Source organism: Corynebacterium afermentans subsp. lipophilum, from assembly GCF_030408375.1.
Lineage (GTDB): Bacteria > Actinomycetota > Actinomycetes > Mycobacteriales > Mycobacteriaceae > Corynebacterium > Corynebacterium lipophilum.
The window spans coordinates 1,847,696-1,871,949 of sequence record NZ_CP046530.1; the positions used below are offsets into that span (position 1 = coordinate 1,847,696).

Consider the following 24,254-nt stretch of genomic DNA (forward strand, 5'->3'; position numbering starts at 1 on the left):
CCTACAGCTCGAAGGTGGCACCGGCGGTGCCCAGGACAATCTCGCCGTCAAACTCGGTGCGGGCGGCTGCGAGGACCTCCTCCGGGTCGGTCCACGGCTGGACGTGCACCAGCACCAGAGTCTTTACCCCGGCCTCGCGGGCGATGCGGCCGGCCTCCATGCCAGACAGGTGCATGCCCTCAGCCTTGCCCTCTGAGGTCGCGCCCCAGGCGGCTTCGCACAGGAAGAGGTCGGCGGCGCGGGCGGCGTCGATAAGCGTTGGCGTGAACCCGGAGTCCCCAGAAAACGTAACGACCTTGCCGGAGGCGTCCTCGATGCGCAGCGCGTGGGACTCTTGCGCCGGGTGGACCACATCAAACGGGGTGATGGTCAGCTCGCTGAGCCGCTCCGGCTGCCCGGTGCGCCAGGTGGTGAACTCGAAGGTGTCCGAAAAGTCGTCCTTCTCCCCCGGCGCGTCCGCGCTCATGCGGCCCAGGTGTTCCGGCGCGTACGAGGGGCCGATCAGCCTGTGGCGCTGCTTCGCCGGGGCTGTGGGGTGGTAACGGCGCCACACAAGCAGCGACGGAAAGTCCGAGCAGTGATCGGCGTGAAGATGGCTGAAGATGACGTGCGCCGCAGACGGGTCGAACCGCTCCTGCATGGCGGCGAGCGCTCCCGGACCGAAATCCATCACCACATCCGTTTCACCAGGCACGGAGATGACGTAGGAGGAAGCTGGGTTACCGGGCGCGGCCAGGCTCCCAGAGCACCCGAGGATGGTCAACTGCATGGACATACTCTGCCATGAATGGCGCACATTTTCCTAGTGAATCCTTAAATCACGGCCGACAGCGTGCACCGGAGGTGCCAGGAAGCGGCGGGCGAGCGCGTCGAAGGTGTCGGGGTCGCCGGTGGATTCGAAGGTGCGGGTGGGGGCGGACGTGCCGTCGTGAAGCATGTTTTGCTCAGTGAGTACCCGGAGCACATCCTTTGAGGTCTCCTCGGCCGATGAGACGAGCGCGACCTCATCGCCGATGGCCAGCTGGATCACGCCCGACAGCAGCGGGTAGTGGGTGCAGCCGAGCACGAGCGTGTCCACGCCCGCTTCGCGCAGTGGTGCCACGTAGCCGCGGGCGACCTCGAGGACCTCCCTGCCGGAGGTTTTGCCCTGCTCCACAAACGGCACGAACTCCGGACAGGCCTGGGCGGTGACCTCCAAGCCCGGATGGATGGAAAACAGGTCCTGGTACGCGCCGGACTTCACCGTGCCCTCGGTGCCGATCACGCCGATTTTCCTGTTGCGGGTGGTGGCGATCGCTCGGCGCACGGCCGGCTGGATCACCTCGATGACCGGGATGTCGTAGCGCTCGCGGGCGTCGTGGAGGAAGGCCGCGGTGGCGGTGTTGCAGGCGATGACCAGCATCTTGCAGCCGCGCTCCACCAGCTCGTCGGCGATGCGCTGCGAATGCGCGCGCACGTCCGCGATCGACTGCGGGCCGTAGGGGCCGTGGGCGGTGTCGCCGATATAAATCAGGGATTCGCCCGGCAGCTGGTCCATCACCGCACGAGCGACGGTCAGGCCGCCGACACCGGAATCAAACAGCCCGATTGGGGCGGAGTTGGGGATGGGATTTTGGCTGCCGTCGAAAGTATCCACGCCGGAAATCCTATCGCTGCCCAGGAGGCTGCACTGAACGCGCTTTGGCCTCGCGCTTCGCCACCAGCTCCGGCGGGTCGTCGGAGGTGATCACCATGCCGGCGACAAACCCGCCGATCGCGCCGAACAGGTGCGCCTGCCAGCTCACACCCTCAGTGCCCGGCAGCAGCCCGAAGATCAGGCCGGAGTAGAAGAAGCCGAGGACAAGGCCGGTGATGATCTGGCCGATGGAGCGGTTGAAAAAGCCACGGATGATCAGATACGCCAACCAGCCGTACACCAGACCGGACGCGCCAATGTGGTTCGTGCCCACACCACCCAGCAGCCAGGTGCCAAGGCCGCCGATGATCACCACAAACGTGGTGACCTCCCAGAACACTCGCTTGCCCGAATACCCCACCAGGAACGCGAAAATTGCGCCGGGGATCGAGTTAGAGATGATGTGCTCCAGGTTCGCGTGCAACAGCGGCGAGGTGAAGATGAACGCCAGAGAGGACACGTCCAGCGGGTGGATGCCAAACGCCTGCAACCACGGGAACACCAGCTCCAGGATGAAAACAATCCAGATCGTGGCAAGGAAGCCGCCGGCGAGCTTCAGGCCCGTTTGGCGCTGCGCCTTTCGTTTCGACACCCGTTTGGTTCCGCGGGGTTGATTGTATTGGGGCTGGCCGTACTGGCCCTGCTGCTGCGGGGTCGCGTACGGGTTGTACGGCTGGGCGGGCTCGCTAAACGCCGGCTGCTGCCGCTCCGGGTGCGAGAACGGTCGCTGGAACGGCTTTCCGTAACCCGGCTGCCCGGTCTGGCCGTAGCCCCAGCCCTCGGGGGTGTGGTTGTGTTCGTTCATCGTGGTTGGAGTCTAGCGGGTTCGCCGGATCCGGGCTCGGCGGTGGTTGGGCTGCGGTGCTGCGCCTCTCTTTGCGTCAAACCCTGAGCATGGGACCCAGAGCATGCCCTGTTTTGGGCCATGCTCTGGGTCCCATGCTCAGGGTTTGTGGGAGGGGTTTGTGAAAGGAGCCTGCGGAGGGGTTTGCAGTGGCGTCCGCAGTGGAGTCCGCAGCGCGGATTCGAGGAAGGGTTTGCTGCCGTGGTCTACCGGAGGGCGTCGAAAAGCTGCGGGCGAACCAGTTAGCCCATGAGGGCTTCGAGGAGAGAGTCCTGGCAGTAGGCCAACCAGTCGATCAGGCGCTGGCGGTCCTCGCGCGCGGCCTCGCTGCCGGAGTCGTCCGCGGAGGCGTACAGGCGCATGTCGTTGAGCGCGGCGATGAACTGGTGGGCCTCGTCCTCCTCGATGGTCACCTCCACGCCGCCGGTGGGGCCGAGCGCGGCGTTGATCACCTGCAGGTTGACCAGCTTGGCCTTGATGATGTCGTTTTCATGCAGGCTGCGAAGCAGGCCGTTGTCGCCGTCGAACTCCTCGTCGCCCTCGCGCTCAAAGTCCGGCAGCAGGCGCGCCAGGCGCGGGTCCTCGGGCGCCTCGGTATGCCCGGTAGCGACGCCGAGCATCTCCGCGAACTCGTCCTTCGGCGCGGACTGGGCGCGCGCGATCAGCGCCTCGGACACGGTGGCGGTGAGGTCGCCGATGACCTCGCGCTCCATCGGGTCGAAGACGGTGGTGTACTTCGGCGTCGAGCGCATCAGGCCCTTCTTCTTACGCCACGGCTGCATGAATCTCCCCTACCCTGCCTGCTGCATCGTGGCCCATAGGCCCGCGGTGTGCAGCTTCTTCACGTCGGTTTCCACCTTGTCCTTCTCGCCCGAGGACACCACGGCTTTGCCCTCGGTGTGGACCTGCATCATCAGCTCGGTGGCGCGCTTGCGGTCATACCCCAGCACGGTCTGGAACACGTAGGTGACGTAGCTCATCAGGTTGACTGGGTCGTCCCACACGATGCACAGCCACGGCAAGTTCTCGCTCGTGGCCACGTCTACGTCAAGGGCCTCGTCCAACTCCGGGGTTGCCAGCGGCGAACCCATGCGCTGCGCACGGCTGGCCGCAGGAAAATCGGCTGAGGAAAACATGTGCACCACCTTACCTTCTCGTACCAGCAGGGTACGCTGGCTCACCATGAACGACACTCCTACGCACTCCACCGGCACGCAGGGCTCCACCGCGTTTTTCACGGACATGTACGAGCTGACCATGCTCGACGCGGCGATAAAGGACGGCACCGCCCAGCGCGACTGCATCTTCGAGGTCTTCGGCCGCCGCTTGCCCAACGAGCGCCGCTACGGCGTGGTCGCCGGCACCGAGCGGGTGCTCGACGCGATCACCAAGTTCCGCTTCACGCAGGACCAGCTGGATTCGGCCGACTTCCTCTCCCCCGAGGCGCGCGAGTACCTGGCCAACTACAAGTTCTCCGGGCAGGTCGACGGCTACCGCGAGGGCGAGCTGTACTTCCCGTACTCGCCGATTATGACGGTGCGCGGCACGTTCGCGGAGTGCGTGATCTTGGAGACGGTCCTGTTGTCCATCCTCAACGCCGATTCCGCGGTGGCCTCGGCGGCCTCGCGCATGGTTTCGGCGGCGGACGGGCGCCCGATTATTGAGATGGGCTCGCGCCGCACCAACGAGCAGGCGGCCGTCTCCGCGGCGCGCGCCACCTACATCGCCGGTTTCAACGCCACCTCCAACATGGAGGCCTCCCTGCGCTACGGCATCCCCGTCTCCGGCACCTCCGCCCACTCCTGGACGCTGTTGCACGTGGACGAGGACGGCAACCCGGACGAGAAGGCCGCGTTCAAGGGCCAGATCGACACCCTCGGCGTGGACACCACGCTGCTGGTGGACACCTACGACATCACCAAAGGCGTGGAAAACGCGCTCGAGGTCGGCGGCACCGAACTGGGTGCGGTGCGCATCGACTCCGGCGACCTGGGCATCGTCTCTAGGCGGGTGCGCAAGCAGCTGGACGAGGCCGGGGCGTTCAACACCCGCATCATCGTCTCGTCCGACCTGGACGAGTTCGCCATTGCCGGCCTGCGCGGCGACCCAGTGGACGGCTTCGGCGTGGGCACCTCCGTGGTCACCGGCTCCGGCGCGCCCACCGCAGGCCTGGTGTACAAGCTGGTGGAGGTGGACGGCCACCCCGTGGCCAAGCGCTCCTCCGGCAAAGTCACCTACGGCGGCGGCAAGACCGCCCTGCGCGCGTACCGCTCCTCCGGCGTGGCCGTCGGCGAGGTTATCCACCCGCTCGGTGTGGACGTGCCGCGCAAGCCGAACCTGGAGTACCGCGAGATGACGGTGCCGCTGATCCGCGACGGCGAAATCGTGGACGGCCAGCCCGGTATCGAGGAGATCCGCGAGCTGCACGCGGCGGCCCGCGAGACGCTGCCGTGGGAGGGCCTGGCCCTGTCGCGCGGCGAGGTGGCCATCCCGACGAAGTTCGTCGGTTTCCCGGAACCCACCGAGTAGGCCGTGGCTGCAGACGAACCACTCACCCATTCCACCACCGACCTGCTCGCCGCCGCGGTGGAGGCTCTCGGCGGCTCGCGCCGCCCCGGCCAGGTGAAGATGGCTGAGGCGGTGACCAACGCACTCGACTCCGAGCGCCACCTGGCTGTGCAGGCGGGCACGGGCACCGGCAAGTCCCTGGCCTACCTCGTCCCCGCCATCCGGCACGCCCAGGCGCACGGCACCACCGTGGTCGTCTCCACGGCGACGATCGCGCTGCAGCGGCAGCTCGTCGATAGGGATTTGCCCCGGCTCGCAGACGCGCTTGAGCCGCTGCTGCCCGAGCGCCCCACCTTCGCCATTCAGAAGGGCCGCAACAACTACCTGTGCAAGCACAAATTGATGCTGGATAGCGCGCCTTCGGATTCCCTCATCGACGAAGAGGACCTGTCCTGGCTGGGCAAGCACGTCAAGCGCGTGGCCGAATGGGCGCAGGACACCGAGACGGGCGACCGCGACGATCTGGTCCCCGGCGTGCCGGACATGGCGTGGCGGCAGGTGTCCGTGACCTCCAACGAGTGCCTGGGCGCGACCCGCTGCCCGCACGGCGAGGAGTGCTTCGCGGAGCTCGCCCGCGAGCGCACCAAGGACGTGGACATCGTGGTGACCAACCACGCGCTGTTGGCTATCGACGCGCTCGCGGACGTAGCCGTGCTGCCCGAGCACGACGCCGTGATCATCGACGAGGCCCACGAGCTCGACGGCCGCATCACCTCCGTGGCCACTAACGAGATCTCCGCGCGCGCCCTGGCGATGGCCGCCCGCCGCGCCGGCAAGCTGGGAGCGGAGCGGGACACGTTGGAGAACGTCATCGACGACTTCACCGCAGCCATCGACTTGGAAGCCCCGGGACGCTGGGAGGTCATCTCGGAGCCGGCCCGGGGCGCCTTCGCCGCGCTTCGCGACGCACTGTGGAAGACCCGCACCGCCATCTCGGATGCCCCACCCGGCGAGTACGAGAACGACCCCGAGAAGTTCGCGGAACGCGCCAACCTGCGCAACCACCTCGAGGACCTGCACGACGCGGTGGTGCGCATCCTGGAGGTCTTCGACGAGCCGGACCCCGCGAAGCACTCGGACGTGGTGTGGCTGACCCGCTCGGAGCGCTACGGCGATTCCGTCTCCGTCGCGCCCCTGTCCGTGGCAGGCCTGCTGCACGAGAGGCTCTTCGGCGAGAAGACGGTGGTGCTCACATCAGCCACCTTGACCGTGGGCGGCAACTTCAACGCCATGGCCGCTTCCTGGGGCCTGCCGCAGGGCTCCTGGGACTCGCTTGACGCCGGCACGCCGTTCGATCCGCGCAAGTCCGGCATCCTCTACACCGCGCGCCACCTGCCCACGCCGGGCCGCGACGGGCTGTCTGCCGAGACGTTGGACGAGATCGCGGAGCTGATCACCGCCGCCGGCGGGCGCACCCTCGGGCTGTTTTCTTCCCGCCGCGCGGCCGAGCAGGCCGCCGAAGCCATGCGCTCGCGCCTGCCCTTCGACATCCTGCTGCAGGGCGAGGACTCCACCGGCACGCTGGTGGACACGTTCGCCAAAAACGAGAACTCCTGCTTGTTTGGCACCCTCACCCTCTGGCAGGGCGTGGACGTGCCGGGCAGCGCGTGTTCGCTGGTGATCATCGACCGCATCCCGTTCCCCCGCCCCGACGATCCCCTGCTGCAGGCGCGCTCCAACGCGGCGGATGCCGCGGGCCGCTCCGGCTTCATGGAGGTCTCTGCCACGCACGCTTCCCTGCTCATGGCGCAGGGCGCGGGCAGGCTCTTGCGGTCTGTCGACGACCGCGGGGTCGTCGCCGTGCTAGACAACCGGTTGGTGACAAAGCGCTACGGCTCGTTCATCCGGCGCAGCCTCCCGGCGTTCTGGGACACCACGGACGCGGAAACTGTGCGCGGGGCGCTGCGCAGGCTCGTGGCTAAGCGATAGCGATCGCTGTGGTGGAGCCGGCCGCGACCTCGGTGAACCCGGCGTCGCGCACCGCCACCGCCTCGGGGCGCGCGGCGAGCTCCGCGAACTCCTCGCGGGGAAGCTCGCGCACGTTCAGCGGGAAGCCAGCCTCGGCCCACTGCTGCACCCAGGCCGTCTCACGTGCGGCCGCGAGCAGCATCGACGCGTGGCCGGCCTGCGCCGCGGCCTTGCCCGCAGACATCTGCAACGACGCGTCGAGCGCGATAAGCGGCGCCTTCGAATCGAACGGCAGCTCCTCCCCCGGCTCGATCTCCGTGCCCTTGATCTGCAGCTTCGCAATCGCGTGCGGCACCTCAGAGACCGCCGAAGGGGCAAACGCGCGCACGTTGCCGACGGTGACCCCGGGCAGCGCCTGCACATCGTCCCAGGCCTTGTTGCGGGCGCGGCGGGCCACCTTGCGGATGCGGTGGGAGTACCACGCGTCCAGGGCCTCGCGCCAAAACCCGTCCTCTCCCGCGCGCGGGTCCAGGCACACCGCCACGGCGGCGCGGGCGGCGTCTGCAAGCACCTGGTTGCGGCTCGGCGGGTCCTGCTTGGGCAGGTTGATGGCCAGCTGCATCGCTTGGACGGTTTGCGGGTCTCGCGCGTCCTCGCTGCTTGCTTTGTAGTCGCTGGAGACTCGGTCCTGCAGGAGCTGGTGGGCGGCGGCGGTCATCTGCTCAGTCATCGGGGTCAGGGTACTCCGCAATTCCGGCTGGCTGAAACGACGAAAACCCCCGCCGAAGCGGGGGTTCGTTCAGGAGGCCGAGACGAGAATACTAGCTAGTAGCGCGAGCGTTACCCTCGGCGGCGGCCAATTCGTGGTTGCCGCCCTTGCCCGAGTCGCGGTGACCGGTGTGAGCCTCGCGGCGCAGGGTCTCCACCATGTGCGGGTAGTGCAGCTCGAACGCCGGGCGCTCGGAGCGGATACGCGGCAGGGCGGTGAAGTTGTGGCGCGGCGGCGGGCAGGTGGTTGCCCACTCGAGCGAGTTGCCGTAGCCCCACGGATCGTCGACGGTGACGATCTCGCCGTAGCGCCAGGACTTGAACACGTTCCAGATGAACGGCAGCATGCCGATGCCCAGGATGAACGCGCCAACCGTGGAGACCTGGTTCAGCAGCGTGAAACCGTCGGTGTCCAGGTAGTCGGCGTAGCGGCGCGGCATACCCATGTTGCCCAGCCAGTGCTGGACCAGGAAGGTCATGTTGAAGCCGACGACGGTGAACCAGAAGTGGATCTTGCCCAGCTTCTCGTCCAGCATGCGGCCGGTCATCTTCGGGAACCAGAAGTACACGCCAGCAGTGGAAGCGAACACCACGGTGCCGAACAGGGTGTAGTGGAAGTGCGCAACCACGAAGTAGGAGTCGTGCAGGTGGAAGTCCAGCGGCGGGGAAGCCAGCATGATGCCGGTCAAACCACCGAACAGGAAGGTGAACAGGAAGCCGACGGCCCACAGCATCGGGGTCTCGAACGTGAGGTGGCCGTTCCACATCGTGCCCAACCAGTTGAAGAACTTCACGCCGGTCGGCACGGAAATGAGGAAGGTCATGAACGAGAAGAACGGCAGCAGAATCGCGCCGGTGGCGAACATGTGGTGCGCCCACACAGCCATGGACAGACCAGCAATCGCCAGCGTTGCGAAGATCAGGCCGATGTAGCCGAAGACCGGCTTGCGGGAGAACACCGGGACGATCTCGGAGATCACGCCGAAGAACGGCAGCGCCAGGACGTACACCTCGGGGTGGCCGAAGAACCAGAACAGGTGCTGCCACAGGATCGTGCCGCCGTTGGCGGTGTCGTAGATGTGGCCGCCAAGCAGACGGTCATAGAGCACGCCCATCGCCGCAGCAGTCAGCAGCGGGAAAATCATCAGGGCGATGATGGAGGTGACGAAGACGGTCCAGGTGAACGCCGGCAGACGGAACATGGTCATGCCCGGCGCACGCATCGTCAGCACGGTGGTGAGCATGTTCACCGCGGAGGCGATGGTGCCCACACCGGTGGCGCCCACGCCGACAACCCAGAGGTTGGCGGAGACGGACGGGGTGTGCACAGCGTCAGCCAGCGGCATGTACATGGTCCAACCGAAGTCGGCAGCGCCACCCGGGGTGACAAAGCCGAGAAGCATGGCGATAACGCCGACGCTGGTGACCCAGAAGCCGAACGCGTTCAGACGCGGGAAGGCCACGTCCGGCGCGCCGATCTGCAGCGGCAGCACGTAGTTAGCAAAGCCCCAGACGATCGGGGTACCGAACGCCAGCAGCATGACAGTGCCGTGCATGGTGAACAGCTGGTTGAACTGCTCGTTGGACAGGAACTGCAGGCCCGGGCTGAACAGCTCGGCGCGGATAAGCAGTGCCATCAGGCCGGCCACGAAGAACCAGACGAAGGACATGATGATGTACATGATGCCCAGTTCTTTGTGGTCAGTCGTGGTGAGTTGCTTGTAAATCTTCGAGCCCTTGCGAGCGTTGCCCGTCGGCTCGGGGCGTGTCGGCGGGACGTAATTATCCAGCCGCGGTGCCACAGCGGTCATCTGATCCTCCTGACTACGGCGCCTGCACCTACCCCGACCGACGCCGGATTAGGCCCAGATGCCACGAGTGATACCGGATCAGCATAACGTTCTGCACACTGTTTTTCCAGCCTCCGGCAATGCTGCCCCCGAGCGGGGTCAGCACCCGGCCAAGCCAGCCCAGGCTGTTACTGGTGAGGCGCATGGGAACTGCAGGGCAGGCATGAAAAGCCCCCGGCTCGCGGGCGCGAACCGGGGGCCACCGAAGGCGCGTCGTAAAGCTTGTGCCTAAAAATCCCAGTCGTCGTCCTGGGTATCCTCCGCTCGCCCAATGACGTAGGAGGAGCCGGAACCCGAGAAGAAGTCGTGGTTCTCGTCCGCGTTCGGCGACAACGACGCCAAAATTGCCGGCGACACCTTCGTCTCGTCCACCGGGAACAGGCCCTCATAGCCGAGGTTGTTCAGCGCCTTGTTGGCGTTGTACCGCAGGAAGCGCTTCACGTCCTCGGTCCAGCCGAGCGCATCGTAGATGTCCTCGGTGTACTGGTTCTCGTTCTCGTAAAGGTCGTAGAGCAGCTCGAATGCGTAGTCCTTCAGCTCCTCCTTGCGCTCCTCGGACTCGCCTCGCAGCGCCACCTGGTACTTGTAGCCGATGTAGTAGCCGTGCACCGCCTCGTCGCGGATGATCAGGCGGATGATGTCGGCGGTGTTGGTCAGCTTGGAGTGCACCGACCAGTTCAGCGGCAGGTAGAAGCCGGAGTAGAACAGGAAGGACTCCAGCATCACAGACGCAATCTTGCGCTTGAGCGGGTCGTCGCCCTCGTAGTAGCTCAGGATGATTTTCGCCTTGCGCTGGAGGTACTCGTTTTCCTCGGACCAGCGGAACGCGTCGTTAATTGCGGGAGTGTCCGCAAGGGTCATGAAGATGTTGGAGTAAGACTTCGCGTGCACCGACTCCATGAAGGCGATGTTGGTCAGCACCGCCTCCTCGTGCAGCGAATTCGCGTCCGGCAGCAGCGAGACCGCGCCGACGGTGCCCTGGATGGTGTCCAGCAGCGTCAGGCCGGTGAACACGCGCATGGTGGCTTGCTTTTCCTCTTCGTTGAGGGTGTTCCAGCTCGGGATGTCGTTGGACACCGGGATCTTTTCCGGGAGCCAGAAGTTGCCGGTCAGGCGATCCCACACTTCAAGGTCCTTGTCGTCCGGGACGCTATTCCAGTTAATAGCCTTCACGGGCTTTTCGTGGGACTCGAGGTAACGCGCGTAATCGTCAGTCATGGCGACCATCCTACTTCGGTGTCAAGCGCCCAGAGTTACGTCCCGCGCTCCGCAGGGAAATCGCCTTCACGCGATGCCGTTACAGGATGGATGCATGACATAAACTACTCGCATATTGTCGCAAACATCATCTCTTAAAGGAGGTCGCGCCGTGGCTACAAGCGGTCATCGGTCCTCTCAGCCACTGCTTTCGTCGATCCTGGACACGCTCGGCGAGGAAATCGTGTCCGGCAGCCAGCCCGAGGGGCACACGTTCACTCTCCACGACCTGTCGGAGCGCTTCGGCATCTCCCGCACCGTCGCCCGCGAGGCGATGCGCGCGCTCGAGCAGCTGGGGCTGGTGTCTTCGTCCCGGCGCGTGGGGCTGAAGGTTCTGCCGCAAAGCGAGTGGAACGTGTTCGACCACGCGATTATCTCCTGGCGCCTGCGCACTGAGGAGCAGCGCCCGGCACAGTTGGCGTCGTTGCGCGAGCTGCGCGACGCCATCGAGCCCACCGCCGCCCGCCTCGCCGCCGTCAACGCCACGAAGGAGCAGGCGCGCCGCCTGTGCGAGCTAGCAGACCAGATTGTGGAGCTGGCTGGTCAGGATGCCGGCAACTCGGACGCATTCCAGGAGGCGGACCTGGAGTTCCACGCGCTCATGCTTGAGGCGTCGGGCAACGAGATGTTTGTGGCGCTTACCCCACCGATCATGGACATCATGTCCGGCCGCTCGCTATACGGCATCATGCCGGACGACCCGCACGTGGACACCATGCAGATCCACGTGGATCTGGCACAAGCCATTGCTTCCGGCAATGCGGATGCTGCAGAGGATGCTTCTCGGCGTCTCCTCCGCGGCGTCAACGATTTCATGGAGATGTAGCTCGCCCCGGTGAGCCCCGCCATGTTGCTGATCTGCTAGTTGGCCAAAAACGGAACTAGCACATCAGCGGTTTTCTCGTCGAGAAGCACGCGCCCCTAGAGCATGCAGGAGACGCAGCCCTCGATCTCGGTGCCTTCCAGCGCCATTTGGCGCAGGCGGATGTAGTACAAGGTCTTCACACCCTTCTTCCACGCGTAGATCTGTGCGCGGTTGATGTCGCGGGTGGTCACCGTGTCCTTGAAGAACAGGGTCAGCGACAGGCCCTGGTCGACGTACTTCGTGGCCACCGCGTAGGTGTCGATGATCTTCTCGTAGCCGATCTCGTAGGCGTCCTTGAAGTACTCGATGTTCTCGTTGTCCATGTGCGGCGCCGGGTAGTAGACGCGGCCGATCTTGCCTTCCTTGCGGATCTCAATCTTGGAGGCGATCGGGTGGATCGAGGACGTGGAGTTGTTGATGTAGGAAATCGAGCCGGTCGGCGGCACAGCCTGCAGGTAGCGGTTGTAAATGCCGTCGCGGGCGATATCTTCCTTCAGCTGCGCCCACTCCTGCGCCGTCGGCACGGCGATGTTGGAGTTGGCAAACAGCTCCTTGACCTTATCGGTTGTGGGCTGGAAGTCCTCCGGGTTGTAGCGGTCGAAGAACTCGCCTGTGGCGTACTCGGACTTGGCAAAGTCCGCGAACGCGGTGCCCTTCTCCACGGCGATCTTGTGGGAGGCCCGCAGGCACTGGTACATCACGGCAGCGAAGTAGGCATTGGTGAAGTCCAGGCCTTCCTCGGAGCCGTATTCGATGTGCTCGCGGCCGAGGTAGCCGTGCAGGTTCATCTGGCCCAGGCCGATGGCGTGGGAGGCGTCGTTGCCGTCGCGCACCGGCGGCACGGAGTCGATGGAGGTCTTGTCCGCCACTGCGGTCAGCGCGCGGATGGAGGTCTCGACGGTTTTGGCGAAGTCGTCGGAGTCCATCGCCATCGCGATGTTCAGCGAGCCCAGGTTGCAGGAGATGTCGTGGCCGGTCTCGGCATAGGTCAGGTCCTCGTTCAGCAATGACGGGGAGTTGACCTGCAGGATCTCCGAGCACAGGTTGGACATGTTGATGCGGCCGGTCTTCACCGGGTTCGCGCGGTTCGCCGTGTCCTCGAACATGATGTACGGGTAGCCGGACTCGAACTGGATCTCGGCGATGGTCTGGAAGAACGCGCGCGCAGAGATCTTCGACTTGCGGATGCGCGGATCTTCCACCATCTCCTCGTATTTTTCGGTCACGGAGATGTCCGCGAACGGCACGCCGTAGACGCGCTCGACGTCGTACGGGGAGAACAAGTACATGTCGTCGTTGCGCTTGGCCAGCTCAAAAGTGATGTCCGGGATGACCACGCCGAGCGAGAGGGTCTTGATGCGGATCTTCTCGTCCGCGTTCTCGCGCTTGGTGTCCAAAAAGCGCATGATGTCGGGGTGGTGGGCGTTGAGGTACACCGCACCTGCGCCCTGGCGTGCACCGAGCTGGTTGGCGTAGGAGAACGCGTCTTCCAGAAGCTTCATCACGGGGATGACGCCGGAGGACTGGTTCTCGATGTGCTTGATCGGCGCGCCGGACTCGCGGATGTTGCTCAAAAGCAGAGCCACGCCGCCGCCGCGCTTGGACAGCTGCAGCGACGAGTTGATGGCACGGCCGATGGACTCCATGTTGTCTTCGATGCGCAGCAGGAAGCAGGACACCAACTCGCCGCGCTGCGCCTTGCCTGCGTTCAAGAACGTCGGGGTGGCGGGCTGGAAGCGGCCGGTCATGATCTCGTCCACAAGCGCGAACGCGAGATCCTCGTTGCCGTCGGCGAGGAAGAGGGAGGTCATGGCCACGCGGTCCTCGAAGCGCTCGAGGTAGCGGCGCCCGTCGAAGGTCTTCAGCGTGTAGGAGGTGTAGTACTTGTACGCGCCGAGGAAGGACTTGAAGCGGAACTTGTAGGAGTACGCGCGCTTGAACGTGTCCTTAATGAAGTTCCAGTCGTACTTCTCAATGGTGTCCGGCTCGTAGTACTTGTTGGTGACTAGGTAGTCGATCTTTTCTTCCAGGTCGTGGAAGTAGACGGTGTTCTGGTTGACGTGCTGGAGGAAGAACTGGTTCGCGGCCTCGCGGTCCTTGTCAAACTGGATCTGGCCGTTGTCGTCGTAGAGGTTCAGAAGCGCGTTCAGCGCGTGGTAATCCAGCTGGTCGCTTTCATTGACCGGCTCCGGGACATTCTTACCGACAGTCTGGGTAGTCACATCTCGTCCTTCATCGTGTTCTTGAATATTTACCGGCGTATTTTTCGCGCAGTTTTGCAAGCCGCTCGGATTCGTCCGGGGCATCTTGCCTATCGACGACCTCCGGTCCCCCACGCAGCCCCAACCTTCCAGCATTTTGGACCAGTTGGCGGCGCACGTGCGCAACGTCCTCGGCCGAGCCCATGAGCTCGAACCGGTACAAGTATGGGACCTTACACTTGTCGGCGATAACCTTCCCGGCAAGACAGTAATCTGCCCCGAAGTTGGAATTGCCGGCGGCGATGACACCCCGGATCAGGCTCCGGTTGCCTTCGTTGTTGAGGAAGCGGATCACCTGCCCCGGCACCGGCCGCGAGTTGCCGCCGGTGACGCTCACCCCGCCACCGTATGTGGGGCAGATGAGCACGTACGGCTCGTCGACGTTGAGTTCCGGGTCGTTCCTGCGCAGCGGGATGCGCTGGGACGGGAGGCCGAGCTTCTCCACAAACCGCTTCGTGTTCTCCGTCGCGGAAGAGAAGTAGACCACCAGCATGGCAGCCGCCTTTCTTCGTGTTGAGTTTTCTGTTGTGTGGCGCCCGCGCCGTTTCCCGCCCCCTCCCAGAACCAAATCCAGCTACTGGGTTCCAGCTATTCGCCTTTTTGGGACGGTTAGCTGGGTCTTACTAGCTGGATCCGCGGGGTGGACGGGCGCGGGCGGCGGGGCCGGGCAGTTACGCAGCGGCGGCGAGGCCCTTGATGCGGTCCGGGCGGAAGCCGGACCAGTGCTCGCCGTTGGCCTCAACGACCGGGGCCTGCACGTAGCCGAGGGCCATGACGTAGTCGCGGGCCTCGTCGTCCATGGAGATGTCAACCGTGGTGAACTCAAGGCCGGCCTTGGTCAGGGCCTTCTCGGTTGCCTTGCACTGCATGCAGGCCGGCTTGCTGTAAACGGTGATCGACATAGTTCTTCAGGCTCTTTCTGTGCGGGTCTTCGACCGGGATTCGACTGGATTTCGACGCTTTTTCTCAATTCCCCGGCTCCCCCGGGGCAACACCAAGAGACACTATACCTTGGGGGAAACTTCGGCAACTGCTACTACATGTAGTAGTTACACGGGTGGTATTCCCAGGATAGGGGCGGCAAATCACCTACATGTAGTTAGAACATGGACAGCTTTGGGCTCCCACGCGTGTAATTTGGCCGAAATTAGTTTCCGGCCGGAGGTTTCGTAGAAAAGCAAAAAGCCCCGCCACCAACTGGTGACGGGGCAGGATTCGCGCTTAGCCCTGGCGAGCCTTGAAGCGGGGATCCTTCTTGTTGATCACAAAAACCTTGCCGTGGCGGCGCACAACCTGAGCGCCCGGCTTGTTCTTCAGCGACCGAAGCGACTTGCGGACCTTCATCGGGCGCTCCTTTCTGCTCGGATTACCTGCAATTAGCGACCATCGGCAAGCTGCCGAGTCGCAACACGGGGGTAAATGTTACACACCGGACGCGCTGAATCAAAACCTCCTACCATGAGCGCCATGCAGTCAGAGATCATCGCCACCCTCGGCGTGGCACCGACCATCGACCCAGCAACCGAGATCACCCGGCGCGTGCAGTTCCTGGTGGACTACCTAGACACCACCGGCGCGAAGGGGTACGTACTCGGCATTTCCGGCGGGCAGGACTCCACGCTCGCCGGGCGCCTGGCGCAACTGGCGGTGGAGAAGCGCCGCGCGGACGGCCAGGAAGCGGCGTTTGTGGCGGTGCGGCTGCCCCACGGCGTGCAGGCCGACGAGGACGACGCGCAGCTGGCGCTGCAGTTCATCCAGCCCGACGAGACGGTCACGGTGGACATCGAGCCAGCCACCACCGCGATGGCGGGTGCTGTGGCGGGCGCGTTGGGAGCGGACCGCCTCGGCGACTTCAACAAGGGCAACGTCAAGGCGCGCATGCGCATGATCGCCCAGTACGCCATCGCCGGCGAGCGCGGATTGCTGGTGGTGGGCTCGGACCATGCGGCGGAGAACATCACCGGGTTTTTCACCAAACACGGCGACGGCGCCGCAGACCTTATCCCGCTGGCCGGGTTGAACAAACGCCAGGGCGCGGCGCTACTAGACCACCTCGACGCCGAGCCCCGCCTGTGGGAGAAGGTGCCCACCGCGGACCTGGAAGAAGACCGCCCCGCGCTTCCCGACGAAGAGGCGCTCGGCGTCACCTACGCCCACATCGACGACTACCTGGAGGGCAAACAGATCCCGCAAGAGGCCGCCGAGCGCCTCGAGCACCTGTGGCGCATCGGCCAGCACAAGCGCCACCTGCCGCCGGGCCCGAACGACACCTGGTGGCGCTAGGGCAGGTCCCCGAAGGGGTGCAGCACCGTCGCCCCTGCCCGCGAGGCTGCCGCTGCCTGCTTGCGATCCAAGGTGATGAACCGACAGTCCGTTCCCACAGCCTGCAGGTGCGCCCACGTCCCCACATGCAAGGCGTCGAGTGCTTTTACTTCACCACTGACCGCTGTTGCGGCTGCGATTGTCTGATCGTCCACTTTCGCGAACGAGACTGCCGACATCACCGTGCGAAGAGAGTCACCCAACTGCCCCACCCGGTGAACAAAACGTGCTAGTTCCACTTTGGCAATGGCCGAACTCACGGCCTCTTGCCCCGCTAAGACCTCTCTCGCCCACGCGCCGTACGACTCATTGCCAATCGACGCAATGAGCACGGACGAGTCGACGTATACAACGGACCTCCCCCTATTCATCTCCCCTCCCCTCGTCTATGTGAGAGCACTCCAGGGTGCGGAGGTCCGCTATCACCCGCTCCAGGCGGTCCTCACCGCGCTCCTCCCCAAGCCATTCCTCCAGAGTGAAGTCGAGCTGGATGGGCTCCCAGTCCACTTCGAACGGTTTCCCCCTCTGCTCCAGGAGCCCCAGTTCCTCAAGCCGGTCCAAGCCTGTTTTCTGGCTCACCGGATGAATTTCCGCAATCGGCCGTCCCCTATCCGTCACCGTCAATGCAATCCCCTCCTTCACCACACGGTCGATCACCGCACGCGTCTTTTGGTTCAGCTCCCGCATTGACACGGCGGTACTACCCGCCTGCTCAGCCAGCAGCTCTTGCAGCCGTTCCTCAACACCCATGCGACACCTACCTGTTGTATTACATGTATTACAACGCAGCGTAGCGGGCCTTCAAACCCCGGTCAACCCCTACCCCCACCACGCGCAGGGTCTCCTCCGCCGCGCGCACGAGCGCGGAGCCGTAGGACGGGCCGTGCGTCCACGCGTGCACCGCCAGCGGGTGCAGCTGGTGCACCGCGATGCGCCGCTGCCAGTCGCGGCCCAATTCGCCCCCGGCGTCCACATACCCATCCACGATGGCGCTGAGGTGAGGCGCGCCGAACAGCTCGAGCATCGCGACGTCGGTCAGCGGGTGCCCGCCGTGCGCCGCCGGGTCGATGAACCGCGGCCCCTCCGACCCGAACAGCAGGTTGCCCGCCCACAGGTCGCCGTGGATGCGGGCCAGCGGGGCATCCTCGTCTTCTTCGAGCAGCGCATCGCATGCTTGCTTGACGACGTCAATCCCGCCGTCCCCCACATTGCCTGCCCGAAGCGCCTTTTCCGCAAAAGGCAGCACTCGCTGCTCCACGTAGAACTCGGCCCAGCGCTCAGTTGGCTCGCACGCCTGCTGGCGGGTGCCGATGAAGTTGGGTCCGTCCCACCCGTCCGCGGGCGCCCCGAACGCGGCCGCCCCCATGGCGTGGATTGCGGCCAGCTCACGGCCGGCCTGGCGGGCGGCGTCCACGGTCGGGCGAACGGGATCCACCTTCTCGATGGTCAGCGTGTTCGCGTCCTCGTCCAGCTCCAGCACCTCCACCACCGCGGTGGAACCCTCGCGCAGCCAGCGCAGGTACGCCGCCTCCGCGGCTGCGGCCCCCGGCGCGCTGCCGTGCTTCACAAACGTGTCAGACATCGATGCCCTCCAATCGCAGTAAGAAACGTTTTGCCTCTGTCCCGCCACGGTAACCGCCAAGATGGCCGTCGCTGCGCAGCACCCGGTGGCACGGGATGAACAGCGGCAGCGGGTTGGTGGCGCACGTGCTGCCCACGGCGCGCACCGCCTTGGGGTTGCCCACCGCGCGGGCGAGCTCCGCGTAGGAGGTGGTCTCCCCGTACGGGACTTTCGCCAGCTCGCGAAGCACCGCAGCGCGGAAATCAGTCACGTTCTGTAGGTCCAGCGGCACGGTGAACTTCCGGCGTGTGCGGGCGAAGTACTCGGACAGCTGCTGGGTGGCTACGGAGTGGTCCGAAGGTTCGTCGATAGGCAGCTGCTCCCCCTCGAAGCACACGCGGGTCACGCCGCGCTCACTGGCGACGAGGCGCAACGGTCCGATCGGTGACGCAAACATGCAGTTCAGAGTAGCTCCCGGCCAATGAGATCGCGCTACACTCCTAGCCATGCACCGGAAACTCACAACCGCCCTGGCCTGCGCGGCGGTCCTTGCCTTGGCAGCCTGCGGCAGCTCATCCGACATCATCGCTGGCACCAGCCCCGCCATCGCCTCCGCAGTGTGCGACGGCGACGACGGGTGCGAATCCGACATGCGCCAGCTCAGCCACAAGCTCGATGCGTCCGACGACGCGGACGGCGACGGCATCATCGACCGCGAGGAGCTCGACGCCGCACTCAAGCGGTTGGACAAGGAAGCCGAGGAGAAGGAGGCCGCCGCCTCCTCGTCCTCCGCGGTGGCCGCGTCCTCCTCCGCCGCAGCAGCGTCGAAATCCGCGGAAGCAGAACGCAAAGCGGCCGCACGTGAAGCGGCCGAGCGCGAGGCTGCAGAACGCGAAGCCGCCGAACGCGAAGCGGCCGAGCGAAAGGCAGCAGAACACGAGGCAGCGGAGCGCGAAGCCGCCGAACGCGAGGCCGCGAACCAACAACAGCAGCAAGCACCGGAACCCGCGCCGCAGCAGCAGGCACCCCAGCAACCCACGCCGGCGCAATCTGGCCCGCCGGCCATGGAGTGGGCCACCCTCGGCCCCTACGGGAGCCTGTTCACGTGCGAGCAAGCGCGCGACGTGTGGCCCGTGGATTCACACGCCTGCTACACCGGCGCTGACGGCAACGCATACTTCGAAGGCATGCGCCAGGCCGCTCAGTAGCGCCGTCGCCCCGCAACGCAAAAACTGCCCGGCCGAACAGCCGGCATCGTCGGGATCAGCCCGTGGCCATAAGCAACGCAGGGCAGCCCAGAATCAAAAGGTCCCCTCACGACAGGAGTGCGGTGATGCCGTCGGAGAGAATCTCGCGTGGGCTTATGTGGTGCGTCGCGTGGAGCCGCGCATAGGTAGGAGCTTGGTCAGGGTCAATGGCGACGCGCTTCTCGTCAGATGCCATGGGTGCGGTCAGCGAGGCACCAATCACCAGGTTGGACAAACGGTAGGCAGTTCCCAGCGGATCCGGGGTACCCGCTTGTTCGAGCAGGACGCACATCCGCTCGGAAAGGGCCAGGTACGCCGGGCCCCTAGGAGCGCGCATACCGATGACCTGACCGGCCCACCGGTGGGTCGTGAGGTGCGTGAAGAAGGCGTGCATCAGGTCAGGCAGATCGGCGTTGCGGATCGACGCGGACATCACGGGATCGTCTGCAAGCGCTGTGTCGAGAGCGAGGTCAAACAGATCGTCGACGGATTCGACACGGGAGTACAGGCTGGCTGGAGCGACACCCACCTGTTGCGCCACAGATCGCAGGGTGAGGGCCCTCAACCCGCCTTCGTCCAGCAGCCTCACCGATGCCCTCGCAACCTCCCCGATGTCCACTGCGCGGAGGCGTCGTACAGGTTTGCGGTGTTCCCAGTAGCTCACCCCACCAACCTAACCAAACACGCCTCAGTTAGCTATCCATTCTATGTTAGGTTTAGCGCATGCTGGATGCCACTACCCTCCCGATCACCCTTGAGAACACTCGCCTACGCCCCCTCTCTGAGCTGGACGCAGACGCGTATGCAGCCGGCACCAAGGATGAAGCTGTGCGGCGCTTCGGCCACCTACCCGAGTCCGACTACACCCCAGAGTCCGTGCGACGGATGATCCGTGACGAGGTTGCTGAGGGCCTGTCGTCCGGCACGCTGGCAGTCCTCGCACTTGTCGATGCTGAGACGGACCGGTTTGTGGGCTCCTTGGTGCTCTTCGACGTCAGCTCCGAGGCTGCCGAGGTCGGGTTCTGGATTCATCCGGATGCGCGGGGAGCAGGGCACGCTCGTCGGGGCCTGGAGTTGGCATCGCGCTTCGCACGCAACAGTGGACTGCGAACCTTGACAGCACGCACGCTCCCGGAGAACAAGGCCTCCCAGCGGTGCTTGACGAACGCAGGGTTCCGTGAGGTCGAGCGAGCCGTCGGGACCACGCCCGCAGGACAGTGCGAGGAACTATTCCATTACCGGCGCGATCTCAAGCCCACCGCCCAGTGGCCGTTGGCGACGGAGCGGCTTCGACTCCGTCCACATAACGCCGACGATGCCGAATGGCTTCACGAGCTGTACTCGCAACCCGACGTTGCCCGCTACCTGCTGGACGAGCCATGGACCGCGGAAGTCACCCACGACAAGCTCACCGAACGCCTAGCGAAGACTGACATCGATGGCGAGACTGGCGCGCTTGCGCTGGTCATCGAGCATGACGGCGTCCCGATCGGAGACGTCGCGTTGTGGCTCACCGATCACGAGCACCGACAAGGTGAGATCGGGTGGGTTCTCAACCCGGCGCACGGGGGGCAAGGTTTCGCCAGCGAAGCCGTCCGAGCAGTACTCGCCCTCGGGTTTGACCACTACAAGCTCCACCGCGTCACCGCGCAGATGGATGCCCGAAACAGCGCCTCGGCAGCACTCGCCCGTCGTGTCGGGCTCCGGCTCGAAGCACATCACGTCCAGGACTGGTTCAGCAAGGGCGAATGGACCGACACCCTCATCTTCGCGCGACTTGCCTCCGAGCGCATGCGCCAATGATCGGGAGTCTGACTCTCATGCTCCCTTGTACGGCCCACGTCACCGCAGAAACAAAACTTGCCCCGCCATCGGGCGGGGCAAGTTTCGATTTTCTCATCTTACGTGGAGCTAACGGGATTCGAACCCGTGACCCCCACACTGCCAGTGTGGTGCGCTACCAACTGCGCCATAGCCCCATGAATATGTAGTTGTGGAGTGGAGCTAACGGGATTCGAACCCGTGACCCCCACACTGCCAGTGTGGTGCGCTACCAACTGCGCCATAGCCCCTTGGATAACTCACGTAAATATACAGCCGGGCGCGCGGGCCTCCAAATCCCCAGCGGGAAAGCGAAACCGCCCCACCCCGGGGCCGGAGTGAGACGGTGAAAACGCCAGCCGAAAGGCTTACATGCCAGCCAGGGTCTCCGGCCAGTTATCGCGCTTGCCCTCGATGTCCTCGATGTCCTTGCCGTCGACCAGGACGCGCGGGGTCCATGCGTCGCCGGTCTCGTCCTCCTGGTACTTCATGTTCTCGGAGCCCATGCGCTTGGCGGCCTCGATGTACTTGCCGTCGCGGATGTCCTGGATGGCAGCGTCGGATGCCTCGTAGTCCTTGGCCAGGTCGGCGAAACCGTCGTTGTCGTACTTGTTGAATGCGGACTGCTGGTTCTGGAACAGGTAGTCGCGGACGGTGAACGCCTGGGCCAGGTCACCGTTGGCGATCAGTGCCAGCTCGGCAGCGAGCGCCTTGGTGGAGTGGCCCTCCTGGCCTTGATCCAGGGCGGTCATCGGGCGCAGGTCGACGTTGATCTCGCCAGCCTTGAGCTTCTCCAGCATCGCCTCGTCGGTGGCGATGTGCAGGTCCGCACAGTGGGTGCAGGAGAAGTCTTCGAACAGCTCGGCAGTCTTCGCGTCGGCATTGTCGCCGGTGAGGTGGATGGTGTTTTCCTCCCCGTCCCAGGCAACGTTGATGCCCTCGACGTCGATCATCTCTTCCTGGATGGCGGCGCTGCGGTTTTCGCGGCCGTTGAAGACGATCAGGCCGATCACCACGAGGGCAATAGCCAGGACGGCGAGGACCGCCCAGATGAAGGCGGTGTTGCCCTTCTTATTCGGGTTTTCCACTTTACGTGTGGTCACAGTTATCTCCTGTTGTGCGTGCCGTACGGCATGACGGGTACTGTCTACCCGCACAAGTTTAGGGGTAGATAGCGAACTTCTTAAACGGGCGCCACATCATAAACCCGGTGATGGCGATGTAGCCCAGGTCGCGCGCCACGGTGACGAGCAGGTTGCTCTCGCCTTCGCCGGCCCCAGACGGGTCGAAGCAGCCGCAGTCGATGACCAGCCCGCGCTGCCAGGCGGACAGCAGGCCGATGATGAACAGCGTCAGCACGATGATGGACACCTTGCCGGACCAGCGCAGCTTGATGCCCAGCAGCAAAAGCAGGCCGCCGGCCACTTCGAGCGGGCCGATGATGTGCGCCAGCAGGTAGGACCAGTCGGGGGTGAAGATCTCGTATGCCTCGATGGTTTTGGTCACGTCGAGGGGGACGCCGAGTTTCGCGATGCCGGCGTCCAGCCACACGTACGCCATGAAGAAGCGCGCCAACGCGGAAAGTACGTCCAGCACCAGCGCTTTTGTGTTGCGCTCGGGCGCGGGGGTTGTTGTTGTGCTCACAGGTCGTACGTTACTCCATTAGCCGTCCAAAACCTCAGAAACGAGCGCCTGAGCTTCCTCCTGCACCTGCTTCAAATGCTCGTCGCCCTTGAAGGACTCGGCGTAGATCTTGTACTTGTCCTCGGTGCCGGACGGGCGCGCGGCGAACCACGCGTTTTCGGTGGTCACCTTCAACCCGCCGATGGCGGCGCCGTTGCCGGGAGCTTCAGTCAGCTTTGCGACGATAGCTTCGCCCGCCAACGCATCCGCCCCGACCTGGTCAGCCGATAGCGCCTTCAGCTTGGCCTTTTCCTCGCGGCCGGCCGGGGCGTCGATACGCGCGTAGGCCGGGGCGCCGTACTGCGCCTCCAACTCCGCGTAGCGCGCGGACGGGGTCTTGCCCGTCACGGCGGTGATTTCCGCTGCGAGCAGGTCCATGATCAACCCGTCCTTGTCGGTGGACCAGACGGTGCCGTCCTTGCGCAAGAACGACGCGCCGGCAGATTCTTCCCCGCCGAAGCCGATCGTGCCGTCGATGAGCCCCGGCACGAACCACTTGAAGCCGACAGGCACCTCCACCAGCTCGCGGCCGAGAGATGCGACCACGCGATCGATCATGGAGGACGAGACCAAGGTCTTGCCCACCGCGGTGCCGTCCGCCCAGCCGTCGCGGTGGCTAAACAGATACTCGATGGCCACGGCCAGGTAGTGGTTCGGGTTCATCAACCCGGCGTCCGGGGTGACAATGCCGTGGCGGTCCGCATCCGCGTCGTTGCCGGTGGCCAGGTCGAACTTGTCCCGGTTGTGCACCAGCGAGGCCATGGAGTTCGGGCTGGAGCAGTCCATGCGGATCTTGCCGTCGGTGTCCAGCGTCATAAACCGCCAGGTGGCGTCCACGTGCGGGTTGACCACCTCGAGGTTCAGCCCGTAGCGCTCGCCGATCGCGCCCCAGTAGTCCACGGACGCACCGCCCATCGGGTCAGCGCCGATGTGCAGGCCAGATGCCTTGATCGCGTCCATGTCCACCACGTTGCCCAGGTCGGAAACATAGTGGTCGAGGTAGTCGAACTTCCCGGCGCGCTCGTCCAGCACGCCCGTGACAGGGGTGCGCTTCACACCGTCGAGGCCTGCGGCGATGTACTCGTTGGCGCGCTTGGCAATCCAGTCCGTCGCTTCTGCCGGCGCCGGGCCGCCGGTGGGCGGGTTGTACTTGAAACCGCCGTCGCGAGGCGGGTTGTGGGACGGGGTGACCACGATGCCGTCGGCCTTGCCGCCGGTGTGGGTCAGGATGGCGTGGGAGACGGCCGGGGTGGGCGTGTAGCGACCGGAGGCGTCGACAAGCACTTGCACCCCGTTGGCGATGAGCACCTCGAGCGCGGAGACCATCGCCGGCTCGGACAGGGCGTGGGTGTCGCGGCCGATGTAGACCGGCCCGTCGATGCCCTCGCCGCGGCGGTAGTCCACGATCGCCTGCGTGGTGGCCAGGATGTGCGCCTCGTTGAACGCGTTGTCCAGGGACGAGCCGCGGTGGCCGGAGGTGCCGAAGGCGACCTGCTGGTCCGGGTTTTCCGGGTCGATATCGCGGGTGTAGTAGGCGGTGACCACCTCGGCGATGTCGATGAGGTCTTCGTCGCGGGCGGGCTGTCCGGCGCGTTGGTGTGCCATGGGAATGCTCCTTGTGTCT

The 24,254-nt window shown here is 64.9% G+C and carries 26 protein-coding genes and 2 tRNA genes; 6 read left to right on the forward strand and 22 right to left on the reverse strand.

The features are described 5' to 3' along the window. Window position 1: 1 nt before the first annotated feature. The 5 genes from CAFEL_RS08860 to clpS all read right to left on the reverse strand — a co-directional run bounded on the left by CAFEL_RS08860 (window position 2) and on the right by clpS (window position 3,610). Window positions 2-769, reverse strand: a complete 768-nt coding sequence (locus CAFEL_RS08860; RefSeq protein WP_194559780.1) for an MBL fold metallo-hydrolase — start codon at window positions 767-769, stop codon at window positions 2-4. A gap of 33 nt (window positions 770-802) precedes the next feature. After that, window positions 803-1,636, reverse strand: a complete 834-nt coding sequence (gene murI / locus CAFEL_RS08865) for a glutamate racemase (RefSeq protein ID WP_394354788.1) — start codon at window positions 1,634-1,636, stop codon at window positions 803-805. 10 nt (window positions 1,637-1,646) lie between these two features. Then, complete coding sequence (locus CAFEL_RS08870; protein WP_194559781.1) at window positions 1,647-2,480, reverse strand: rhomboid family intramembrane serine protease; 834 nt, start codon at window positions 2,478-2,480, stop codon at window positions 1,647-1,649. Window positions 2,481-2,761: 281 nt separating this feature from the next. Then, the gene (locus CAFEL_RS08875) at window positions 2,762-3,301 is read right to left on the reverse strand and encodes a DUF2017 domain-containing protein (RefSeq protein WP_194559782.1); all 540 of its coding nucleotides are present in this window, start codon (window positions 3,299-3,301) and stop codon (window positions 2,762-2,764) included. A gap of 9 nt (window positions 3,302-3,310) precedes the next feature. Continuing rightward, entirely contained in the window at window positions 3,311-3,610 is a 300-nt protein-coding gene (gene clpS / locus CAFEL_RS08880; RefSeq protein ID WP_034999101.1) for an ATP-dependent Clp protease adapter ClpS, read from the reverse strand. 91 nt (window positions 3,611-3,701) lie between these two features. On the opposite strand from clpS, the gene CAFEL_RS08885 reads away from it, so the two are divergent. After that, the gene (locus CAFEL_RS08885) at window positions 3,702-5,048 is read left to right on the forward strand and encodes a nicotinate phosphoribosyltransferase (protein WP_194559783.1); all 1,347 of its coding nucleotides are present in this window, start codon (window positions 3,702-3,704) and stop codon (window positions 5,046-5,048) included. Between the two features lie 3 nt (window positions 5,049-5,051). Further along, window positions 5,052-7,016, forward strand: a complete 1,965-nt coding sequence (locus CAFEL_RS08890) for an ATP-dependent DNA helicase (RefSeq protein ID WP_194559784.1) — start codon at window positions 5,052-5,054, stop codon at window positions 7,014-7,016. On the opposite strand, the gene CAFEL_RS08895 is transcribed toward CAFEL_RS08890, so the two are convergent. The 3 genes from CAFEL_RS08895 to nrdF all read right to left on the reverse strand — a co-directional run bounded on the left by CAFEL_RS08895 (window position 7,006) and on the right by nrdF (window position 10,831). Continuing rightward, window positions 7,006-7,725, reverse strand: a complete 720-nt coding sequence (locus CAFEL_RS08895) for a peptidyl-tRNA hydrolase (protein WP_228496196.1) — start codon at window positions 7,723-7,725, stop codon at window positions 7,006-7,008. The two genes, CAFEL_RS08890 and CAFEL_RS08895, sit on opposite strands and share 11 nt — an antisense overlap. A gap of 91 nt (window positions 7,726-7,816) precedes the next feature. Then, complete coding sequence (gene ctaD, locus CAFEL_RS08900) at window positions 7,817-9,574, reverse strand: aa3-type cytochrome oxidase subunit I (RefSeq protein WP_194559785.1); 1,758 nt, start codon at window positions 9,572-9,574, stop codon at window positions 7,817-7,819. Window positions 9,575-9,841: 267 nt separating this feature from the next. After that, window positions 9,842-10,831 (reverse strand): class 1b ribonucleoside-diphosphate reductase subunit beta, encoded by a 990-nt coding sequence (gene nrdF / locus CAFEL_RS08905; protein WP_194559786.1) that lies wholly within the window; start codon window positions 10,829-10,831, stop codon window positions 9,842-9,844. Between the two features lie 151 nt (window positions 10,832-10,982). On the opposite strand from nrdF, the gene CAFEL_RS08910 reads away from it, so the two are divergent. Beyond that, complete coding sequence (locus CAFEL_RS08910) at window positions 10,983-11,696, forward strand: FadR/GntR family transcriptional regulator (RefSeq protein ID WP_194559787.1); 714 nt, start codon at window positions 10,983-10,985, stop codon at window positions 11,694-11,696. Between the two features lie 95 nt (window positions 11,697-11,791). Here the strand turns inward: CAFEL_RS08910 and nrdE are convergent, their stop codons facing one another. From nrdE to ykgO, 4 genes are all read right to left on the reverse strand, one after another. Then, complete coding sequence (gene nrdE / locus CAFEL_RS08915; RefSeq protein ID WP_194559788.1) at window positions 11,792-13,957, reverse strand: class 1b ribonucleoside-diphosphate reductase subunit alpha; 2,166 nt, start codon at window positions 13,955-13,957, stop codon at window positions 11,792-11,794. A 10-nt stretch (window positions 13,958-13,967) separates the two neighbouring features. Continuing rightward, a complete protein-coding gene (gene nrdI / locus CAFEL_RS08920) occupies window positions 13,968-14,489 on the reverse strand; it encodes a class Ib ribonucleoside-diphosphate reductase assembly flavoprotein NrdI (protein ID WP_194559789.1) in 522 nt (173 codons plus the stop codon). A 178-nt stretch (window positions 14,490-14,667) separates the two neighbouring features. Beyond that, a complete protein-coding gene (gene nrdH / locus CAFEL_RS08925; RefSeq protein ID WP_034998070.1) occupies window positions 14,668-14,898 on the reverse strand; it encodes a glutaredoxin-like protein NrdH in 231 nt (76 codons plus the stop codon). 319 nt (window positions 14,899-15,217) lie between these two features. After that, window positions 15,218-15,340 (reverse strand): type B 50S ribosomal protein L36, encoded by a 123-nt coding sequence (gene ykgO, locus CAFEL_RS08930; protein ID WP_012732041.1) that lies wholly within the window; start codon window positions 15,338-15,340, stop codon window positions 15,218-15,220. A 114-nt stretch (window positions 15,341-15,454) separates the two neighbouring features. On the opposite strand from ykgO, the gene nadE reads away from it, so the two are divergent. Further along, entirely contained in the window at window positions 15,455-16,279 is an 825-nt protein-coding gene (gene nadE / locus CAFEL_RS08935; RefSeq protein ID WP_194559790.1) for an NAD(+) synthase, read from the forward strand. On the opposite strand, the gene CAFEL_RS08940 is transcribed toward nadE, so the two are convergent. From CAFEL_RS08940 to CAFEL_RS08955, 4 genes are read right to left on the reverse strand one after another with little or no spacing between them, the layout of a single operon-like run. Next, window positions 16,276-16,689, reverse strand: a complete 414-nt coding sequence (locus CAFEL_RS08940; RefSeq protein ID WP_228496197.1) for a type II toxin-antitoxin system VapC family toxin — start codon at window positions 16,687-16,689, stop codon at window positions 16,276-16,278. The two genes, nadE and CAFEL_RS08940, sit on opposite strands and share 4 nt — an antisense overlap. Beyond that, entirely contained in the window at window positions 16,682-17,068 is a 387-nt protein-coding gene (locus CAFEL_RS08945) for a type II toxin-antitoxin system Phd/YefM family antitoxin (RefSeq protein ID WP_194559792.1), read from the reverse strand. Before CAFEL_RS08945 ends, CAFEL_RS08940 begins: the two co-directional genes overlap by 8 nt. 28 nt (window positions 17,069-17,096) lie before the next feature. Next, window positions 17,097-17,900 carry a fructosamine kinase family protein gene (locus tag CAFEL_RS08950; protein ID WP_194559793.1) on the reverse strand — a complete coding sequence of 268 codons (804 nt, stop codon included), beginning with the start codon at window positions 17,898-17,900 and terminating at the stop codon, window positions 17,097-17,099. Then, entirely contained in the window at window positions 17,893-18,336 is a 444-nt protein-coding gene (locus tag CAFEL_RS08955; RefSeq protein WP_194559794.1) for a methylated-DNA--[protein]-cysteine S-methyltransferase, read from the reverse strand. Before CAFEL_RS08955 ends, CAFEL_RS08950 begins: the two co-directional genes overlap by 8 nt. Before the next feature lie 49 nt (window positions 18,337-18,385). On the opposite strand from CAFEL_RS08955, the gene CAFEL_RS08960 reads away from it, so the two are divergent. Continuing rightward, window positions 18,386-19,087, forward strand: coding sequence for a hypothetical protein (locus CAFEL_RS08960; RefSeq protein ID WP_194559795.1), 702 nt, complete (start codon window positions 18,386-18,388; stop codon window positions 19,085-19,087). Window positions 19,088-19,193: 106 nt separating this feature from the next. Here CAFEL_RS08960 and CAFEL_RS08965 read toward each other — a convergent pair whose 3' ends face one another. Next, window positions 19,194-19,790 (reverse strand): TetR/AcrR family transcriptional regulator, encoded by a 597-nt coding sequence (locus CAFEL_RS08965; protein ID WP_353959467.1) that lies wholly within the window; start codon window positions 19,788-19,790, stop codon window positions 19,194-19,196. Window positions 19,791-19,849: 59 nt separating this feature from the next. Between CAFEL_RS08965 and CAFEL_RS08970 the strand changes: the two genes are divergently transcribed. Beyond that, complete coding sequence (locus CAFEL_RS08970; protein ID WP_194559797.1) at window positions 19,850-20,929, forward strand: GNAT family N-acetyltransferase; 1,080 nt, start codon at window positions 19,850-19,852, stop codon at window positions 20,927-20,929. A 103-nt stretch (window positions 20,930-21,032) separates the two neighbouring features. Here the strand turns inward: CAFEL_RS08970 and CAFEL_RS08975 are convergent. The 5 genes from CAFEL_RS08975 to pgm form a co-directional block, all read right to left on the reverse strand. Then, a tRNA-Ala gene (locus CAFEL_RS08975) sits at window positions 21,033-21,105 on the reverse strand. A gap of 20 nt (window positions 21,106-21,125) precedes the next feature. Then, window positions 21,126-21,198 (reverse strand) — tRNA-Ala (locus CAFEL_RS08980). A gap of 117 nt (window positions 21,199-21,315) precedes the next feature. Then, window positions 21,316-22,050 (reverse strand): thioredoxin domain-containing protein, encoded by a 735-nt coding sequence (locus tag CAFEL_RS08985; RefSeq protein WP_194559798.1) that lies wholly within the window; start codon window positions 22,048-22,050, stop codon window positions 21,316-21,318. A 58-nt stretch (window positions 22,051-22,108) separates the two neighbouring features. Continuing rightward, window positions 22,109-22,591 carry a MauE/DoxX family redox-associated membrane protein gene (locus CAFEL_RS08990; RefSeq protein ID WP_290171999.1) on the reverse strand — a complete coding sequence of 161 codons (483 nt, stop codon included), beginning with the start codon at window positions 22,589-22,591 and terminating at the stop codon, window positions 22,109-22,111. A gap of 18 nt (window positions 22,592-22,609) precedes the next feature. After that, window positions 22,610-24,235: a phosphoglucomutase (alpha-D-glucose-1,6-bisphosphate-dependent) gene (gene pgm, locus CAFEL_RS08995; RefSeq protein ID WP_194559799.1), complete on the reverse strand. Its 1,626-nt coding sequence runs from the start codon at window positions 24,233-24,235 to the stop codon at window positions 22,610-22,612. Between the last annotated feature and the right edge of the window lie 19 nt (window positions 24,236-24,254).

Bases quoted from the DNA above. Each gene is read 5' to 3' on its own strand.
- CAFEL_RS08945 (WP_194559792.1), bottom strand. From the start codon at position 17,068: ATGGGTGTTGAGGAACGGCTGCAAGAGCTGCTGGCTGAGCAGGCGGGT.
- CAFEL_RS08950 (WP_194559793.1), bottom strand. From the start codon at position 17,900: ATGTCTGACACGTTTGTGAAGCACGGCAGCGCGCCGGGGGCCGCAGCC.
- pgm (WP_194559799.1), bottom strand. From the start codon at position 24,235: ATGGCACACCAACGCGCCGGACAGCCCGCCCGCGACGAAGACCTCATC.
- CAFEL_RS08895 (WP_228496196.1), bottom strand. From the start codon at position 7,725: ATGACTGAGCAGATGACCGCCGCCGCCCACCAGCTCCTGCAGGACCGA.
- CAFEL_RS08955 (WP_194559794.1), bottom strand. From the start codon at position 18,336: ATGTTTGCGTCACCGATCGGACCGTTGCGCCTCGTCGCCAGTGAGCGC.
- CAFEL_RS08875 (WP_194559782.1), bottom strand. From the start codon at position 3,301: ATGCAGCCGTGGCGTAAGAAGAAGGGCCTGATGCGCTCGACGCCGAAG.
- clpS (WP_034999101.1), bottom strand. From the start codon at position 3,610: ATGGGTTCGCCGCTGGCAACCCCGGAGTTGGACGAGGCCCTTGACGTA.
- nrdI (WP_194559789.1), bottom strand. From the start codon at position 14,489: ATGCTGGTGGTCTACTTCTCTTCCGCGACGGAGAACACGAAGCGGTTT.
- ctaD (WP_194559785.1), bottom strand. From the start codon at position 9,574: ATGACCGCTGTGGCACCGCGGCTGGATAATTACGTCCCGCCGACACGC.
- CAFEL_RS08885 (WP_194559783.1), top strand. From the start codon at position 3,702: ATGAACGACACTCCTACGCACTCCACCGGCACGCAGGGCTCCACCGCG.
- CAFEL_RS08870 (WP_194559781.1), bottom strand. From the start codon at position 2,480: ATGAACGAACACAACCACACCCCCGAGGGCTGGGGCTACGGCCAGACC.
- nrdH (WP_034998070.1), bottom strand. From the start codon at position 14,898: ATGTCGATCACCGTTTACAGCAAGCCGGCCTGCATGCAGTGCAAGGCA.
- nadE (WP_194559790.1), top strand. From the start codon at position 15,455: ATGAGCGCCATGCAGTCAGAGATCATCGCCACCCTCGGCGTGGCACCG.
- ykgO (WP_012732041.1), bottom strand. From the start codon at position 15,340: ATGAAGGTCCGCAAGTCGCTTCGGTCGCTGAAGAACAAGCCGGGCGCT.
- nrdF (WP_194559786.1), bottom strand. From the start codon at position 10,831: ATGACTGACGATTACGCGCGTTACCTCGAGTCCCACGAAAAGCCCGTG.
- CAFEL_RS08860 (WP_194559780.1), bottom strand. From the start codon at position 769: ATGCAGTTGACCATCCTCGGGTGCTCTGGGAGCCTGGCCGCGCCCGGT.
- CAFEL_RS08970 (WP_194559797.1), top strand. From the start codon at position 19,850: ATGCTGGATGCCACTACCCTCCCGATCACCCTTGAGAACACTCGCCTA.
- CAFEL_RS08960 (WP_194559795.1), top strand. From the start codon at position 18,386: ATGCACCGGAAACTCACAACCGCCCTGGCCTGCGCGGCGGTCCTTGCC.
- CAFEL_RS08940 (WP_228496197.1), bottom strand. From the start codon at position 16,689: ATGAATAGGGGGAGGTCCGTTGTATACGTCGACTCGTCCGTGCTCATT.